This is a genomic window from Streptomyces subrutilus (assembly GCF_001746425.1).
GTDB classification, from domain to species: Bacteria; Actinomycetota; Actinomycetes; order Streptomycetales; family Streptomycetaceae; genus Streptomyces; species Streptomyces subrutilus_A.
Genome location: NZ_MEHK01000001.1, coordinates 4,798,490 through 4,813,262, shown reverse-complemented (window position 1 = coordinate 4,813,262; position 14,773 = coordinate 4,798,490). Strand labels below are relative to the sequence as shown.

At 72.4% G+C, this 14,773-nt stretch carries 17 protein-coding genes; 7 read left to right on the top strand and 10 right to left on the bottom strand.

The features are described from left to right. Positions 1-14: 14 nt before the first annotated feature. Positions 15-872 (top strand): alpha/beta fold hydrolase, encoded by an 858-nt coding sequence (locus BGK67_RS22825; protein ID WP_069921825.1) that lies wholly within the window; start codon positions 15-17, stop codon positions 870-872. Between the two features lie 97 nt (positions 873-969). Beyond that, a complete protein-coding gene (locus BGK67_RS37685; RefSeq protein WP_107488841.1) occupies positions 970-1,122 on the top strand; it encodes a hypothetical protein in 153 nt (50 codons plus the stop codon). 81 nt (positions 1,123-1,203) lie between these two features. Here the strand turns inward: BGK67_RS37685 and BGK67_RS22820 are convergent, their stop codons facing one another. From BGK67_RS22820 to BGK67_RS22805, 4 genes are all read right to left on the bottom strand, one after another. Continuing rightward, a complete protein-coding gene (locus BGK67_RS22820) occupies positions 1,204-1,809 on the bottom strand; it encodes a MarC family protein (RefSeq protein ID WP_069921824.1) in 606 nt (201 codons plus the stop codon). 84 nt (positions 1,810-1,893) lie between these two features. After that, positions 1,894-2,757: a PHP domain-containing protein gene (locus BGK67_RS22815; RefSeq protein ID WP_069921823.1), complete on the bottom strand. Its 864-nt coding sequence runs from the start codon at positions 2,755-2,757 to the stop codon at positions 1,894-1,896. 85 nt (positions 2,758-2,842) lie between these two features. Then, positions 2,843-3,487 (bottom strand): DUF6758 family protein, encoded by a 645-nt coding sequence (locus tag BGK67_RS22810; RefSeq protein ID WP_069921822.1) that lies wholly within the window; start codon positions 3,485-3,487, stop codon positions 2,843-2,845. Positions 3,488-3,545: 58 nt separating this feature from the next. Beyond that, positions 3,546-4,130: a suppressor of fused domain protein gene (locus tag BGK67_RS22805; protein WP_069921821.1), complete on the bottom strand. Its 585-nt coding sequence runs from the start codon at positions 4,128-4,130 to the stop codon at positions 3,546-3,548. Between the two features lie 379 nt (positions 4,131-4,509). On the opposite strand from BGK67_RS22805, the gene BGK67_RS22800 reads away from it, so the two are divergent. Continuing rightward, positions 4,510-5,625 carry a magnesium and cobalt transport protein CorA gene (locus tag BGK67_RS22800; RefSeq protein WP_069921820.1) on the top strand — a complete coding sequence of 372 codons (1,116 nt, stop codon included), beginning with the start codon at positions 4,510-4,512 and terminating at the stop codon, positions 5,623-5,625. A gap of 32 nt (positions 5,626-5,657) precedes the next feature. Further along, complete coding sequence (locus BGK67_RS22795) at positions 5,658-6,173, top strand: hypothetical protein (RefSeq protein ID WP_069921819.1); 516 nt, start codon at positions 5,658-5,660, stop codon at positions 6,171-6,173. 7 nt (positions 6,174-6,180) lie between these two features. On the opposite strand, the gene BGK67_RS22790 is transcribed toward BGK67_RS22795, so the two are convergent. After that, positions 6,181-6,951: a hypothetical protein gene (locus BGK67_RS22790; protein ID WP_069921818.1), complete on the bottom strand. Its 771-nt coding sequence runs from the start codon at positions 6,949-6,951 to the stop codon at positions 6,181-6,183. 233 nt (positions 6,952-7,184) lie between these two features. Between BGK67_RS22790 and BGK67_RS22785 the strand changes: the two genes are divergently transcribed. The 3 genes from BGK67_RS22785 (at position 7,185) to BGK67_RS22775 (ending at position 10,353) form a co-directional block, all read left to right on the top strand. Continuing rightward, a complete protein-coding gene (locus tag BGK67_RS22785; protein WP_069921817.1) occupies positions 7,185-8,456 on the top strand; it encodes a magnesium transporter MgtE N-terminal domain-containing protein in 1,272 nt (423 codons plus the stop codon). Positions 8,457-8,643: 187 nt separating this feature from the next. Continuing rightward, positions 8,644-9,150: a DUF1003 domain-containing protein gene (locus BGK67_RS22780; RefSeq protein ID WP_432215522.1), complete on the top strand. Its 507-nt coding sequence runs from the start codon at positions 8,644-8,646 to the stop codon at positions 9,148-9,150. 42 nt (positions 9,151-9,192) lie between these two features. Beyond that, positions 9,193-10,353 (top strand): Mrp/NBP35 family ATP-binding protein, encoded by a 1,161-nt coding sequence (locus BGK67_RS22775; RefSeq protein ID WP_069921816.1) that lies wholly within the window; start codon positions 9,193-9,195, stop codon positions 10,351-10,353. A gap of 129 nt (positions 10,354-10,482) precedes the next feature. On the opposite strand, the gene BGK67_RS22770 is transcribed toward BGK67_RS22775, so the two are convergent. The 5 genes from BGK67_RS22770 to sigE form a co-directional block, all read right to left on the bottom strand. Next, positions 10,483-11,184: a hypothetical protein gene (locus tag BGK67_RS22770; protein WP_069921815.1), complete on the bottom strand. Its 702-nt coding sequence runs from the start codon at positions 11,182-11,184 to the stop codon at positions 10,483-10,485. Positions 11,185-11,299: 115 nt separating this feature from the next. Beyond that, entirely contained in the window at positions 11,300-11,746 is a 447-nt protein-coding gene (locus BGK67_RS22765; protein WP_069921814.1) for a sec-independent translocase, read from the bottom strand. A gap of 118 nt (positions 11,747-11,864) precedes the next feature. Beyond that, a complete protein-coding gene (locus BGK67_RS22760) occupies positions 11,865-13,163 on the bottom strand; it encodes a S1C family serine protease (protein WP_069921813.1) in 1,299 nt (432 codons plus the stop codon). A gap of 54 nt (positions 13,164-13,217) precedes the next feature. After that, a complete protein-coding gene (locus BGK67_RS22755) occupies positions 13,218-13,874 on the bottom strand; it encodes an anti-sigma factor family protein (RefSeq protein ID WP_069921812.1) in 657 nt (218 codons plus the stop codon). Further along, on the bottom strand, positions 13,871-14,650 hold the full coding sequence (sigE, locus tag BGK67_RS22750; protein WP_079154328.1) for an RNA polymerase sigma factor SigE: 780 nt from the start codon (positions 14,648-14,650) through the stop codon (positions 13,871-13,873). Before sigE ends, BGK67_RS22755 begins: the two co-directional genes overlap by 4 nt. Positions 14,651-14,773: the final 123 nt, after the last annotated feature.

The window sequence follows — 14,773 nt, the reverse complement described above, 5'->3', positions numbered from 1 at the left end:
GTAACGTGAGCCGTATGAGCAAGCCGCCGCGCCTGACCCTGCCCCCGCGCGCCCGCGCGCGCCTCCTCGACACCGCCCGTGGCGCCTTCGCCGTCCACGAGGCCGGTGCGCCCCTGCGCGGGACCGCCCTGCTGGTCCCCGGATTCACGGGCAGCAAGGAGGACTTCATCGCCCTCCTGGAGCCGCTGGCCGACGCCGGGTACCGGGTCGTCGCCGTGGACGGCCGCGGCCAGTACCAGAGCCCGGGGCCGCGCGAGGAGTCCGCGTACGCCCTGGAGGAGCTGGGGAGGGACGTCCTCGCGCAGGCCGCCGCGCTGGACGGGGGCCCGGTCCACCTGGTCGGGCACTCCCTGGGCGGTCTGGTCTCGCGGGCCGCCGTACTGCGCGACCCCGCCCGCTTCGCCTCGCTCACGCTCATGAGCAGCGGGCCCGGCGCGATCGCCGAGGAGCAGCAGGCGCGGACGAAGCTGCTGGTGGCGGCGCTGGAGGCGTTGCGCGAGGACATGCCGGCGGTGTGGGAGGCGATGCGCGCCCAGGACCCGCAGGACGCCGTCCCGGACGCGCCCGAGCTGACGGAGTTCCTGCGCGAGCGGTGGCTGGCCACGGTCCCCGAGCAGCTGATCGGCACGGGCCGGGTGCTGATCTCGGAGCCGGACCGGGTCGATGAGCTGGCGGCCGTGCCGCTCCCCAAGCTGGTGCTGTCCGGAACGGTGGACTACGCGTGGCCGGTGCCGCTGCTGGACGAGATGGCGGAGCGCCTCGGTGCTTCGCGCGTGGTCGTCGAGGGGGCCGAGCACTCGCCGAATGCGGAGAACCCGCAGGTCACGGCGGGTGCACTGATCGCCTTCTGGGAAGCCTGCACCCCGGAGTAGTTAGCCAGTGAAAAAATTTCCTTAGCGTAAGGAATGTTTGCCGTATACACTTCGTTATACCTACGCAAGGAGCAACACTGACGAAGGGAGAAGCCCCATGCGCTTCGAGATTCTGCGCCTGGACGACGTCGACGGATCTGCCGTGGACAGCACCGTCGTGGACGCGGCCTCCGTCAACCGGATCGTGCAGCAGGCCGCGGCCATAGGCCAGCGCATCCTGATCCGACCGGCTGATACGGCGTCCCTCTGACGCCCAGAACCACCGTACGGACGTCGACGCCCCCACACCAAAGCCGGTGCGGGGGCGTTCGCATGTCCGGCGCCGGAGGTGTCAGGCGCCCCGTACGACCTGGAGCACGCCGTTGATGATCTGCTGCACGGCGATGGCGGAGAGCATCATGCCGGCGAGCCGCGTCACCAGGACCACGCCGCCGTCCCTGATGACCCGGATGATCACCAGCGAGTAGCGCATGGTCAGCCACAGCACGACGTGCATGGCGATGATCGCGCACCACACCGACAGCTGGCCGCCCCACCCGTCGGCCTTCTGCACCGCCAGGATCACCGACACGATCGCACCGGGACCGGCCAGCAGCGGCATGCCCAGCGGCACGAGGGCGACGTTGACGTCCTTGGTCTGCTTCGGCTCGTCGGTCTTGCCGGTGAGCAGGTCGAGCGCGATGAGCAGGAGCAGCAGACCACCGGCGATCATCAGCGCCGGGACGGACACGTGCAGGTAGTCCAGGATCTGCTGGCCGCAGATCCCGAAGACCGCGATGACGCCGAAGGCCACGCAGACGGCCTGCCAGGCCATCTTGCGCTGCACCTTGGCGGGACGCCCCGAGGTCAGGGCGAGGAAGATCGGGGTGATGCCCGGGGGGTCCATAATCACAAAAAGCGTGAGAAAAAGGGATCCGAAGACGGCGAAGTCGAACACAGAGATGCCTTGCAGGAGAGAGGGGTGTCGCGAAGAGGACGCGCAGGAACAGGGGTGGGACGGGTGGAGCGGAGCCCGGGCTCGCTAGCCCACGCGTCCGCCGGCGCCGGGCACCGGGAAGGCGCCCGTCGCACGGCGTGTGATCTCGCCGTAGATCTCGGGGTCGGTCGTGTACTCCCCGAGCCGGCAGGTCTTGCGGCTGCCGTGGTAGTCGCTGGAGCCGGTGGTCAGCAGTCCGAGGTCCGCCGCCAGGCCGCGCAGCCGCGCACGGGTGTCGGTGTCGTGGTCCATGTGGTCCACCTCGATGCCGTCCAGGCCCGCGGCCGCCAGCGCCGCTATCGCGGCCTCGGGCACGCACTCCCCGCGCTTGACGGCGGCGGGGTGGGCGAAGACGGTGACGCCGCCGGCGGCCTTGACCAGGCGGATGGCGTCGAAGGGGTCGAGCTCGTGCTTCTCGGCGTAGGCGCGGCCGCCGTCGGCGAGCCAGTCGGGCGTGAAGGCGTCCGACACGGTCGGTACGACGCCCAGCTCGACCAGCGCGGTCGCGATGTGCGGCCGCCCCACGGAGCCGTCACCGGCGATCCGGGCCACCTGCTCCCAGGTGACGTCCACGCCGAGCGCCTGGAGCTTGCGGACCATGGCCTGGGCGCGGGGGGTGCGGTCGTCCCGTACGAGTTCCCGCTCGCGGGAGAGCTCGGGCTCCTCGGGGTCGAAGAGGTACGCCAGCATGTGCAGCCCGACCCCGTCGAGGCGGCAGGACAGCTCGGCCCCGGTCACCAGCGTCAGCCCGGCGGGCAGCGCTGCGATGGCCTCGGCGTACCCGCCCACGGTGTCGTGGTCGGTCAGCGCGACCACGTCCAGCCCCGCCCTGGCTGCGCCCAGCACCAGCTCGGCGGGCGTGTCCGTACCGTCGGAAGCCGTGGAGTGGGTGTGCAGGTCGATGCGCACAGCCGGCTCCAGGGTGGTGGTACGGAAGGGGGACGCTCCAGGATAACCGGGCCGGGGGACCCACCGGGCAAGGGGACCGCGCGCTCTAGCCGGGCCCGAGGATGCGCGGGCTCAGGGCCCCGCAGGGCAGGAGCTCGAGCTCGGCCCCCGCGTCGCGCAGGTCCGTGAGGACGAGTTCGTCGTACATCAGCAGGCCGGACTGCTCCGGCCAGACGATCGCCCAGAGCCACAGGCCGCGCGCCTCCCCGGCGAAGACGGCCCGGTCGTCGGGGACTGCGCCCAGGTGCCACAGCGGGGTCGGGCGGCCGGCCGCGACCACCTTGGCGTGCGGCGGCGCCGAGACGTCGATGTGCGAGCCGGGGTCCGGGCCGTCGATGCCCGCGAACCGCGCGCCGAGCCCCACTCCCAGCTCCTCGGCGACCAGCAGCAGCTCACCCATGCCGCCCAGCGGGGCGGGGCCGGAACAGGCCACGGCTGTAGCCCGTCCCCCGCTGCGGTCGTCGCCGGCGGAGGCGACCCCGGTGAACAGCCACCCCACCGGCAGCGGCCACGGCATCCACACCGGCACCCGCGTCCGGTGCGCGACCACGCTCAGGCCCTCGACACTGGGCGGGATCACGGGTTGCAGAGGGTGGACGGCGCCGTGCACCGCGCACTGCCAGGAGTCGGAGAAGAGACCGGGCGCTCTGACCCGGCCACCGCACTTCGGGCAACTCGGTTCGCCCCTCATAAGAAGCCACGCTCCTCCCCGCCCGGCGCGCCGTCAAGACACCATCACCCGTCCGGGCTCAGTCCAGTGCGACTGCGGTACGCAGAGGATCCCGCAGATCGGTGCCGCGCGCGAGCCAGCGTTCCTGTAGAGCGGCTGCCCCGTGCACGCGCTTCCACGCGGCCTCGTTCGCCGTCATCGGCAGGAGCGGGAGGAACCGCACCGGGTCCATGGGCTCGTCCAGCTCCAGGTCCTCCACCAGCCCGCCCGGCTCCCCCACCAGGACGGAGCTGAACGGCGCGCCCTCCCAGAGGGGTTCGCCCACCTCCAGCGAGGCCCCGGGAGCCACGATCAGCCCCTCGACCTGCGGGGAGGCGGCCAGCACCGCGAGCGGCCTGAGCAGCTTGTCGGTGGGCGCGAGTCCGGCCCGTACGGTCAGTACCAGCTCGGCGCGCGGCCCGCGGACGGGGTCGGCGACCACGGCGGTCGGATCGGTCATCGGGTGCGCGGACATCCCGAGGGTCGCGTACCGCACGAGGTCGCCCTCGGCGAAACGGAGTACCTCGATGCGGTCGGTGCCCAGGAAGGTGACTGCGGCGCGTGCGTCGGGTACGCCGAACGCGGTGCGCAGCCGGGCCTCCACGAGGGCCAGAATTTCTGCCATGGAGCGAGCATAGAACTCGTATCAGCCGGGTAAAGGACGCCTCTTGACCATCCGTCGGCTGATACTGTTGACAGCTGGTCGGGGCTGCGCTCGAGAAGCGCTGGTGGCACGCTCCGGCGACAGGACGTCCCTCACGGGGGACCGGCCGGAGGAGGTGGGGCTGCGATGGATCGAAGTCGATCGTGCAGTACCAATCGCTCTTCCGCTTCTGTGACGGGCGCCTCCCGCCCCCTTTGATCTCCTGATCAGTAGAAGAGCGACGGCAGAACTTTGTCCTCCCGTCCTGTTCCCTCCCCCCGTTCGGGCCTGCCCGCCCTTCCGCAGCGGTGAGGGTCTCCCACCCGCACGGTCCGCAGCCGTGCGCGCGAAGGAGCCTGCCATGTCGATGCTGCCCTACCTGCGTGCGGCCGTCCGTCCGTCGCTGCGCAAGTCCACCCCGGCCCAGTCCGGATACGACGCCACCCGCGACCCCTCGGCGAGCAGCGCGGTGGTCGATTGCGCCGTGTACCGAGACGGCCGGCGCGTGCTGGGGCCCGTCTGCCTGACGCCCCGTGAGGCGATCCGCGGGGTCCGCGAGGACGGCGGCTTCGTCTGGATCGGCCTGCACGAGCCGACCGGGGAGGAGTTCGCGGGGATCGCGGCCACCTTCGGCCTGCACCCGCTGGCGGTGGAGGACGCCGTACACGCGCACCAGCGGCCGAAGCTGGAACGCTACGACGACACCCTCTTCACCGTCTTCAAGACGATCCACTACGTCGAGCACGCCGAACTGACCTCGACCAGCGAGGTGGTGGAGACCGGCGAGGTGATGTGCTTCACCGGCCCCGACTTCGTCATCACCGTCCGGCACGGCGGACAGGGCTCCCTCAAGGGGCTGCGCCACCGCCTCCAGGACGACCCCGACCTGCTCGCCAAGGGCCCCTCCTCGGTCCTGCACTCCATCGCCGACCACGTCGTCGACGGCTACATCGCGGTCGCGGCGGCCGTCCAGGACGACATCGACGAGGTGGAGAGCGAGGTCTTCGCCGCCCCCGCGAAGGGCGCCGCGCGCGGCGGCGACGCGGGCCGCATCTACCAGCTCAAGCGCGAGGTGATGGAGTTCAAGCGGGCGGTCGCGCCGCTGCTGCGACCGATGGAGCTGCTCAGCGAGCGGCCGATGCGGCTGGTGGACCCGGACATCCAGAAGTACTTCCGCGACGTCGCCGACCACCTGGCGCGGGTGCACGAGCAGGTGGTGGGCTTCGACGAGCTGCTGAACTCGATCCTCCAGGCCAACCTCGCGCAGGCGACGGTGGCGCAGAACGAGGACATGCGCAAGATCACCTCGTGGGCGGCGATCATCGCCGTGCCGACCATGATCTGCGGGGTCTACGGGATGAACTTCGACCACATGCCCGAGCTCCAGTGGAAGTACGGCTATCCGATGGTGATGGCCTCGATCGTCGGCATCTGCTTCACCATCCACCGGACGCTGCGCCGCCACGGCTGGCTCTGAGGGCCGCGGCCGCCTCCCCTACTCTGGTGCGCATGACTCTCAGCGCGCTCGACCTGGCCCTCGTCGAGGAGGCCACCAAGAAGTCCGGCCTGATCTGGGTCCGCGGGGACGGGGCCGACCGCGCCCTGTGGCACGCCTGGGTCGAGGGCGCGGCCCACGTGCTGGGCGACGGCCCCGGCGAACAGCCGTTCCCGGGGCTCGCCGACGGTGCGACGGCCGAGGTGACCGTGCGCAGCAAGGACAAGGGCGGCCGGCTGGTGGCCTGGACCGCGACGGTACGGGAGCTCGCGCCGCGCGGTGAGGAGTGGGCGGCCGCGGTCGCCGAGCTCAAGGGCAAGCGGCTGAACGCGCCCGATTCCGAGGAGATGACGGAGCGGTGGGCGCGGGAGTGCCGGCTGCTGCGGCTGGAGCCGGAGTCGGTCCGCACGGAGCTGCCGGCCGGCTCGCTGGCCGCGGCCCCGCCGCCCTCGCCCGCGATCACCCGCAGGCCGATCCCGGCACACCTGCCGAAGCTGCTGCTGAAGCGGAAGAAGTCCGCCTCCCGCTAGGCCGTCGCTAGGGCTTGGCGGGGTTCGCGCCCTGGCCGGAGCCCTTGGTCCCGCCGTCCTTCGTCGTCGGCAGCTGGGACCCGTAGTCCACGGTCTGGTCCTGGGCCGGCGGGTCGAGCGGGAAGGCCTCGCCCCACTCCGCGAGCTCCACCCGGCCGGCGCCGCCCGCGCGCTCCATGAGCAGCGGGTACGGGGTCCCCTCCAGGGAGACCGAGAGCTTGCCGCCCTTGCCCGCGTCCGCCGTGACCTGGACCGCGCGGGTGGGCCCGACCTTCGTGTAGGAGCCCTTGGCGAGCTTGCCCTCGAGGCCGAGCAGCCCGTCCAGCAGGACGTCCATGTCGGTGAAGCCGCGGAACTGCTTGTAGGAGGGGTCGCCCTCGGGCACCCTCACGTACTTGTCGCCGAGCTTCCCGGCCGAGTCGGACTGGCCCCAGAACGCCGCGCTCGCCTTCAGGTACAGCTGCTCGCCCACCCGCAGCAGCTGGAAGGTGTCGTCCTGGGACTTCACCTCGCCCGAGCCGCCGTCGGACTTCAGCCGCATGTCCAGGGTGAAGGACTTGCCGCCGCTCACCACCGTGCCCGACAGGTGCACCGACTCGGCCTCGGTGGCCGCCGCCTTCGCCTTCGCCTCGATCTTGTCGGCGGAGAGCTTGCCGACCCCGTTCGTGCCCTCGTCGGGGTCCTCCCCGCAGCCCGTACCGGTGACGGCGAGGCCCGCGCACAACGCACCGATGAGGGCGGCCCGGCGCAGCCGCGCGGCAGGGAAGTAGGCGGTCACGTACGCGTGCCTCTCGTCGGTCCTGGGCCGGGGGTACTCCCCCAGCCTCCGGCCGGGGGCACCCCACCCAGCGGGGGCTGGGGGAGCAGCAGGCAGCGTACCCGTCCGGGGACCGTCCGCCACCAGCCCCCCGGAGGTCCCCGTGCGGACCGCCCCACCAGGACGGTTGCTCGGGGCACGGGCTAGCCTGAGGGGCGGCAGGACTGTCGATTCACGTACTAGGAGGCGCTCGGATGGTTGCAGGCGCCCCGCGGATCTTCGTCTCGCATCTGTCGGGTGTGCCCGTCTTCGACCCCAACGGCGACCAGGTCGGCCGCGTCCGCGACCTCGTCGCGATGCTGCGCGTCGGCGGCCGCCCGCCGCGGCTGCTGGGCCTGGTGGTCGAGGTGGTCAGCCGGCGCCGGATCTTCCTGCCGATGACCCGCGTGACGGGCGTGGAGTCCGGGCAGGTCATCACCACCGGCGTGGTCAACATGCGGCGTTTCGAGCAGCGGCCCACCGAGCGGCTGGTCCTCGGCGAACTGCTGGACCGGCGGGTGCGGCTGACCGCGACCGGCGAGGAGGCCACCGTCCTGGACGTGGCCATCCAGCAGCTGCCGGCCCGCCGGGACTGGGAGATCGACAAGATCTTCGTACGCAAGGGCAAGGGCGGTGCGCTGCGCCGGCGCGGCGAGACCCTGACGGTGGAGTGGTCCGCGGTGACGGGCTTCTCGCTGGAGGAGGAGGGCCAGGGCGCCGAGAACCTGGTCGCGACCTTCGAGCAGATGCGCCCGGCCGACGTGGCGAACGTCCTGCACCACCTGTCGCCCAAGCGGCGCGCCGAGGTGGCGAGCGCCCTCGACGACGACCGGCTCGCGGACGTCATGGAGGAGCTGCCCGAGGACGAGCAGGTGGAGATCCTCGGCAAGCTGAAGGAGGAACGGGCCGCCGACGTGCTGGAGGCGATGGACCCGGACGACGCGGCCGACCTGCTCTCCGAGCTGCCCGAGGACGACAAGGAGCGGCTGCTGACGCTGATGCGGCCGGACGACGCGGCGGACGTGCGGCGCCTGATGTCCTACGAGGAGCGGACGGCGGGCGGCCTGATGACCACCGAGCCGATCGTGCTGCGGCCCGACGCGACGGTCGCGGACGCGCTGGCCCGGGTCCGGCAGGCCGACCTGTCGCCGGCGCTGGCGGCCCAGGTGTACGTGTGCCGGCCGCCGGACGAGACGCCTACGGGCAAGTACCTGGGCACGGTGCACTTCCAGCGGCTGCTGCGGGACCCCCCGTTCACCCTGGTCAGCTCCATCGTGGACACCGACCTGCCGCCGCTGCGGCCGGACGCCTCGCTGCCGGTGGTGACCAGCTACCTGGCCGCGTACAACATGGTGGCCGTGCCGGTCGTCGACGAGAGCGGTTCGCTGCTGGGCGCGGTGACGGTGGACGACGTACTGGACCACCTGCTGCCGGATGACTGGCGCGAGACGGACTTCCACTCGGAGGAGGCCGTCAGTGGCCAGTGAGCGGGGGCGCGGCGACCAGTCGCGCGAACGGCGGCGCGAGCAGATCCGGGAGCGCCGCGAGCAGACGAAGCAGTCGGCGCGCGAGCACGGGCTGGCGGAGGCCGCCGAGCGGGTGGAGCGGTCCTCCTTCGAGCGCGGCGAGCGGGCGAAGGCGGGCCAGTTCGGCCCCTCGACGGGGTCGAGCGCGCTGACGCGTTCGCGGGTCCGGCTGGACCTGCCGCGCCCGGCGCGCCGGCGCCTGCTGCCCGAGTACGACCCGGAGGCCTTCGGGCGGCTGTCGGAGCGGGTGGCGCGGTTCCTGGGGACGGGCCGGTTCATCGTCTGGATGACGGTCGTCATCATCGTCTGGGTGCTGTGGAACATCTTCGCGCCGCCGGAGCTGCGCTGGGACGAGTACCCGTTCATCTTCCTGACGCTGATGCTGTCGCTCCAGGCCTCGTACGCCGCCCCGCTGATCCTGCTCGCGCAGAATCGGCAGGACGACCGCGACCGGGTCAACCTGGAGCAGGACCGCAAGCAGAACGAGCGGTCCATCGCCGACACGGAGTACCTGACGCGGGAGATCGCGGCGCTGCGGATGGGCCTGGGCGAGGTGGCGACGCGGGACTGGATCAGGTCGGAGTTCCAGGACCTGATCAAGGAGATGGACGAACGGCGGCTGTTCCCGCCGGAACGTGACGAAGGCGACCGCTGACGGGCTTACCTGAGCCGTGCTACCGAGCCGTACCATCGGGGCATGGCTACCGACACAAGCTCCGCCGCCGTGCCTGAGCAGGACGCGATCCTGGACGCGCTGGCGACGGTGAACGACCCCGAGATCCACCGGCCGATCACCGAACTCGGCATGGTGAAATCGGTGGAGATCGGCGACGGCGGCGCGGTCGCCGTCACGGTCTACCTGACCGTGTCGGGCTGTCCCATGCGCGAGACCATCACCAAGAACGTCACCGAGGCCGTCGAGCGGGTCGCGGGCGTCACCTCGGTCGCCGTCTCCCTGGACGTGATGAGCGACGAGCAGCGCAAGGAACTGGCGACCACGCTGCGCGGCGGCACCGCCGAGCGCGAGGTGCCCTTCGCCAAGCCGGGCTCGCTGACCCGTGTGTACGCGGTCGCGTCCGGCAAGGGCGGCGTCGGCAAGTCCTCGGTCACCGTCAACCTGGCCGCGGCGATGGCCGCGGACGGCCTGAAGGTCGGCGTGGTCGACGCGGACATCTACGGCCACAGCGTGCCGCGGATGCTCGGCGTGGAGGGCCGCCCCACCCAGGTCGAGAACATGATCATGCCGCCGTCGGCGAACGGCGTGAAGGTGATCTCCATCGGCATGTTCACCCCGGGCAACGCGCCGGTGGTGTGGCGCGGCCCGATGCTGCACCGGGCGCTCCAGCAGTTCCTCGCGGACGTGTTCTGGGGCGACCTGGACGTGCTGCTGCTCGACCTGCCGCCGGGCACCGGTGACATCGCGATCTCGGTGGCCCAGCTGGTGCCGAACGCGGAGATCCTGGTCGTCACCACCCCGCAGCAGGCCGCCGCCGAGGTGGCGGAGCGGGCCGGCTCGATCGCCGTGCAGACCCACCAGAAGATCGTCGGCGTCGTCGAGAACATGTCGGGCCTGCCGTGCCCGCACTGCGACGAGATGGTGGACGTCTTCGGCTCGGGCGGCGGCCAGAAGGTCGCCGACGGCCTCACCAAGACGGTCGGCGCGACCGTGCCGGTGCTCGGCTCCATCCCGATCGACGTCCGCCTCCGCGAGGGCGGCGACGAGGGCAAGCCGGTCGTGCTGTCCGACCCGGACTCCCCGGCCGGCGCGGCCCTGCGCGCCATCGCGGGCAAGCTGGGCGGCCGGGCCCGCGGCCTGTCGGGCATGTCGCTGGGCATCACCCCCAGGAACAAGTTCTAGACGGTCCGAGCGGCCCGCGCCCCCCGCCGGGGCAGAGGTCCACGGACCGGCCGGCGGGCCGCACCGGGCCGCACGGCGCGAAGGGCACCGCCGGCCGGCGGTGCCCTTCCGCGTAGCCGCCCAGGCCGGCTACTCGTACGTGCCGAGGTCCGCGATCGCCGAGAAGCCGAGCCCGTACGCGCTCATCCCGCGCCCGTAGGCGCCCAGGTGGACCCCGCTGCCGGTGGACCCGGCCAGCACCCACCCGAACTCGGACTCGCGGTAGTGGAACTGCGTCGGCTCCCCGTCCACCGGCAGCGAGAGCGTCGACCAGTCCTCGCCGCCGAGGTCGTCCGCGAGCTCCCAGGCGGCCTCGGTCTGCTGGTCGAGCCAGTCGCTGCGCAGGGAGTGGTCCATCTGCCCGGGCCAGCTGTAGGCCAGCAGCCCGGACCCGGCCAGCCAGGCCGCGGAGGACACCGAGGTGGCCTCCAGGGTGCCGGTGCCGTCGCCGCTGCGGCGCACCGGGTTGCTCGCGACGGTGACGACCACCGCGAAGCGCTCCTTCTCGCCGGTGGCGATCTCTCCGCGCGCTGAGGGCTCGTCGCCGTGTCCGGTGGACCCGTGCTCGACGGTGCCGTCGGCGGCCGTGCCCACCTGCATGAGCCAGCGGGGGCCGGTGAAGGCCTCGTCCAGCCCGTACCAGGGGAAGTCGGCCGCCAGAAAGCCCTCGGCGGTCCGGCGGGCCGCCGGCACGGGTGCGGCGGCCTCCGGCGGCTGCGCGGTGGTCTGCGGTTCCTGAGCGGGTCCGGTCGCGGTCTGCGTCCGTACCCTGCTGCTGCTCGTCGTCTCCATCTGACCGGCCTCTCGTTCCGTAGGGCCCGGAACGGCCAGCCCCCCTCGGGCGTCCTGGGTCCGGACAACAGATGGAGGATAGCCATCCGACCCCGGTTCGCCGGGCAGGCTGAGCTCAGGTGGCGTCGGCGTCGAAGCGTGCGCGCTGGTCGGCGGCCGGTGCGGCGGGCTTCTTCAGCAGATCGGGACCGGCGGCGGCGGGCGTGGCGGACGGACCGCCGGCGGCCGCCGCGGAATCCGTCTCCTTGCTGTTCACGGCGTCGGTGACGTCGTTCAGCTCCTTGCGGAGGTCGAAGCTGGTGCGGATCTCCTTGAGGTCCTCGTTCTCGCTCAGCTGCTTGCGGATGAAGGTCTTCGGGTTCAGGTCCTCGAACTCGAAGTCCTTGAACTCCGGGCCGAGTTCGGACCGGATGTCCTGCTTGGCGCTGTCGGAGAACGCGCGGATCTTCCGGATGACGCCGGTGACGTCCTGGATGACCTTGGGCAGCTTGTCGGGGCCGAAGACGAGGATGGCGAGCACCACGATCGTGACGAGTTCGAGTGCGCCTATGTCGTTGAACACCTTGCCGCTCCTCGGCTCTCTCTCACTGCGGGCCCCGACACACGGTACCCGGCGTTCTCGCCGGGCCCATACCTGCATACCGGCTCAATACCGGTTTCTCCCGTACGTCATCTGCCGCTCATGAGCCGTTCGCGGAACCGAGGACCAGTTCCAGCGTGCGCTCGCGGCCGTCACGGAGCACGGTGAGGGTCAGCGGATCGCCGGGCCGGTGCGCCCTGATCTTGATGATCAGCTCGTCGCCGCCGCGTACGCGCTGGCCGTCCACCTTGGTGATCACGTCGCCGGCCTTGATCCCGGCGCGGGCGGCCGGCCCGTCGGCGACCACGGCCGGCTTGCCGTCCTCGCCCTTGTCCCCGACCCGGGCCCCGTCGCCCGCGTACTCCATGTCGAGGGTGACGCCGATGACGGGGTGCGTGGCGCGGCCGGTGCGGATGAGCTCCTCGGCGACGCGCTTGCCCTGGTTGATCGGGATGGCGAATCCGAGTCCGATGGAGCCGCCCTGGCGGGCGGGGTCGTCCTTGTCGGCGCCGCGGATCGCGCTGTTGATGCCGACGACGTGGGCCTTGGCGTCCAGGAGGGGGCCGCCGGAGTTGCCCGGGTTGATCGGGGCGTCGGTCTGGAGGGCGTCGACGTAGCTGATGTCGCTGCCGTCGCCCTTGTCCCCGCCGGCGGTGACGGGCCGGCCGGTGGCGCTGATGATGCCGGCGGTGACGGTGTTGGACAGGTCGAACGGCGCGCCGATGGCCACGACCGGGTCGCCGACCCGTACGTTCTCGGAGTTCCCCAGGCTCAGCGGCCGCAGGCCCCGTACCCCGCTGACCTTGACCACGGCCAGGTCGTAGCCGGAGTCGCGGCCCACCAGCTCGGCGGTGACGCTCTCGCCGGTGCTGAAGGTGACCGCCATCTCCTTGGCGCCCGCGACCACGTGGTTGTTGGTCAGGATGTGGCCCTGCTGGTCGAGGACGAAGCCGGTACCGGTGCCGCTGCCGGAGGTGCCCCGCACGTGCAGGGTGACCACGCCGGGGAGGGCGGTGGCGGCGATGCCGGCGACGCTGTCCGGGGCGCGGCCCGTGTCGGCCACGCCGGCCTGGGGCAGCTCGAGGCGGGTGCTGCTCTGGCGCTCCGCGAGGACGCCGAGGTATCCGCCGGTGCCTCCGGCGAGCAGGGCCGTGCCGGCGGCGAGGGCCGCCACCTGCCACAGCCGGAAGCCGCGGCCCTGCCGGCCCCGGTCCACGACCTGCAGCGGCTGTTCGCCCCAGGGGTCGTAGCGCACCTCGCGGGGCGCCTCCGGGGCCTGCGCGTCACCGCCGCCTTCGGGCCTGGGGGCCGGAACCCCTTCGCGTCCGGCGTCCGCCGTCGTGCCCTCGGGCCGGCTCCACCACTGTGGAGCCGGGTCGGTCTGCCGGCTGTCGGCCATCGGCGCTCCCCGCGTACTTGTGCGCATGTGCCGCAGATTCAACCAGGTGCCGGGTCAGCGCAGCAGGGAGACGGGGCGGGCCGAGCTCGGCGGGGAGGGGTGGAGCGGCGGGAGCGGGGTCGCGGCGGTCGACAGGAGCGTCGGCACGGCGGCCGGGGTGGGCATCCGGTCGCGGACGAAGGCGTCGGCCACCGTCGCGTCGTTGACCGACGCGGCGGGACCGGGCCGGGAGGCGGGGGACTCCCCCCGCACGGTCGGGTCCACCCTCTCCAGCGGCATCGCGCCGCCCAGTGCGAGCGCGGCGAGGGAGACCGCTCCGGCGGCGGCGAACGCGAACCGGCGGCGCGGCCGGCCCACCTCGTGGACGCGGAAGCCCTCCTGCCGCGGCTGGGAGGCCGGGGGCAGCGCGTAGGCGAAGGTGGCGAGCGGATCGCCGGAGGGCGGGCCCCCTGGGCCCGGCGGGCCGTCGAAGCCGCCGCCCGGCAGCCCCTGCAGGCGCGCCAGCAGCCCGGCGGACAGCGGCGGCGGGGCGCTCTCCACGAACATGGTCTTCAGGCGGCGCTGGGCATCGGCCTCGGCCTTGCACTTGGCGCAGGTGGCCAGGTGGGCCAGGACCCGCTCGCGCGCGTCGTGGTTCAGCTCGCCGTCCACCAGGGCGGCGAGCCGGTCGCCCAGGTGCTGTTCGGCGGGGGACGGACTGACTCCGCTCACTCGGCTCCGCCCTCTCCCCCGGTACCCGGGGCGCCTACGGCCACCCCGGCCAGCGCGCGCTGCTCGGCGCGGGCCGCCGGGGACCGGTGCTTGAGCGCCTTGCGCAGGTGCGAGCGCCCCCGGTGGATACGGCTGCGGACGGTGCCGAGCTTCACGCCGAGCGTGGCGGCGATCTCCTCGTACGACAGGCCTTCGATGTCGCACAGCACCACGGCCGCGCGGAACTCGGGCGCCAGGGTGTCCAGCGCCTGCTGGACGTCGGCGTCGAAGTGGGTGTCGTGCAGGACCTGCTGGGGGGACGGCTCGCGGCTGGGCAGCCGCTCGGCGGCGTCGTCGGCGAGCGCGTCGAAGCGGATGCGCTGCTTGCGGCGGACCATGTCCAGGAAGAGGTTGGTGGTGATGCGGTGCAGCCAGCCCTCGAAGGTGCCCGGCGTGTACGTCGACAGCGAGCGGAAGACGCGGACGAAGACCTCTTGGGTCAGGTCCTCGGCGTCGTGCTGGTTGCCCGTCAGACGGTAGGCAAGGCGGTAGACCCGCGCGCTGTGCGTGCTGACGATCTCCTCCCACGAAGGAGGGGTCCACGCCTGGGAGCCCGCATCGGCGGCGAAGGTCGCGGTGGTTGCGGTGGCCGCGGTGTGGAAACGGTCAGCGGTGTCGGTCACGGATTTCGGCTCGCCCACCGACCAGAAGAGGCGTCTCAGCACGCCTCCACGATCCACAGGCGCAGCCGCACCTCCCCTGTCGGCTCTGGTGGTGTCCAGCGGAGTCCCTACCATAGCCACCCCCTCCGTCAGCTCCGGATAAGCGTTTTTACGTTAACTTTGCACGGCTCGCGGGCTCCGGAGCGGCCCGGACTGGCGATCTGCCCGGCCCCGTCCCTTCTGATCCGCCCACACCCC

Bases quoted from the DNA above. Each gene is read 5' to 3' on its own strand.
- BGK67_RS22825 (WP_069921825.1), top strand. From the start codon at position 15: ATGAGCAAGCCGCCGCGCCTGACCCTGCCCCCGCGCGCCCGCGCGCGC.
- BGK67_RS22795 (WP_069921819.1), top strand. From the start codon at position 5,658: ATGACTCTCAGCGCGCTCGACCTGGCCCTCGTCGAGGAGGCCACCAAG.
- BGK67_RS22760 (WP_069921813.1), bottom strand. From the start codon at position 13,163: ATGGCCGACAGCCGGCAGACCGACCCGGCTCCACAGTGGTGGAGCCGG.
- BGK67_RS22775 (WP_069921816.1), top strand. From the start codon at position 9,193: ATGGCTACCGACACAAGCTCCGCCGCCGTGCCTGAGCAGGACGCGATC.
- sigE (WP_079154328.1), bottom strand. From the start codon at position 14,650: ATGGTAGGGACTCCGCTGGACACCACCAGAGCCGACAGGGGAGGTGCG.
- BGK67_RS22810 (WP_069921822.1), bottom strand. From the start codon at position 3,487: ATGAGGGGCGAACCGAGTTGCCCGAAGTGCGGTGGCCGGGTCAGAGCG.
- BGK67_RS22800 (WP_069921820.1), top strand. From the start codon at position 4,510: ATGTCGATGCTGCCCTACCTGCGTGCGGCCGTCCGTCCGTCGCTGCGC.
- BGK67_RS22805 (WP_069921821.1), bottom strand. From the start codon at position 4,130: ATGGCAGAAATTCTGGCCCTCGTGGAGGCCCGGCTGCGCACCGCGTTC.
- BGK67_RS22785 (WP_069921817.1), top strand. From the start codon at position 7,185: ATGGTTGCAGGCGCCCCGCGGATCTTCGTCTCGCATCTGTCGGGTGTG.
- BGK67_RS37685 (WP_107488841.1), top strand. From the start codon at position 970: ATGCGCTTCGAGATTCTGCGCCTGGACGACGTCGACGGATCTGCCGTG.
- BGK67_RS22770 (WP_069921815.1), bottom strand. From the start codon at position 11,184: ATGGAGACGACGAGCAGCAGCAGGGTACGGACGCAGACCGCGACCGGA.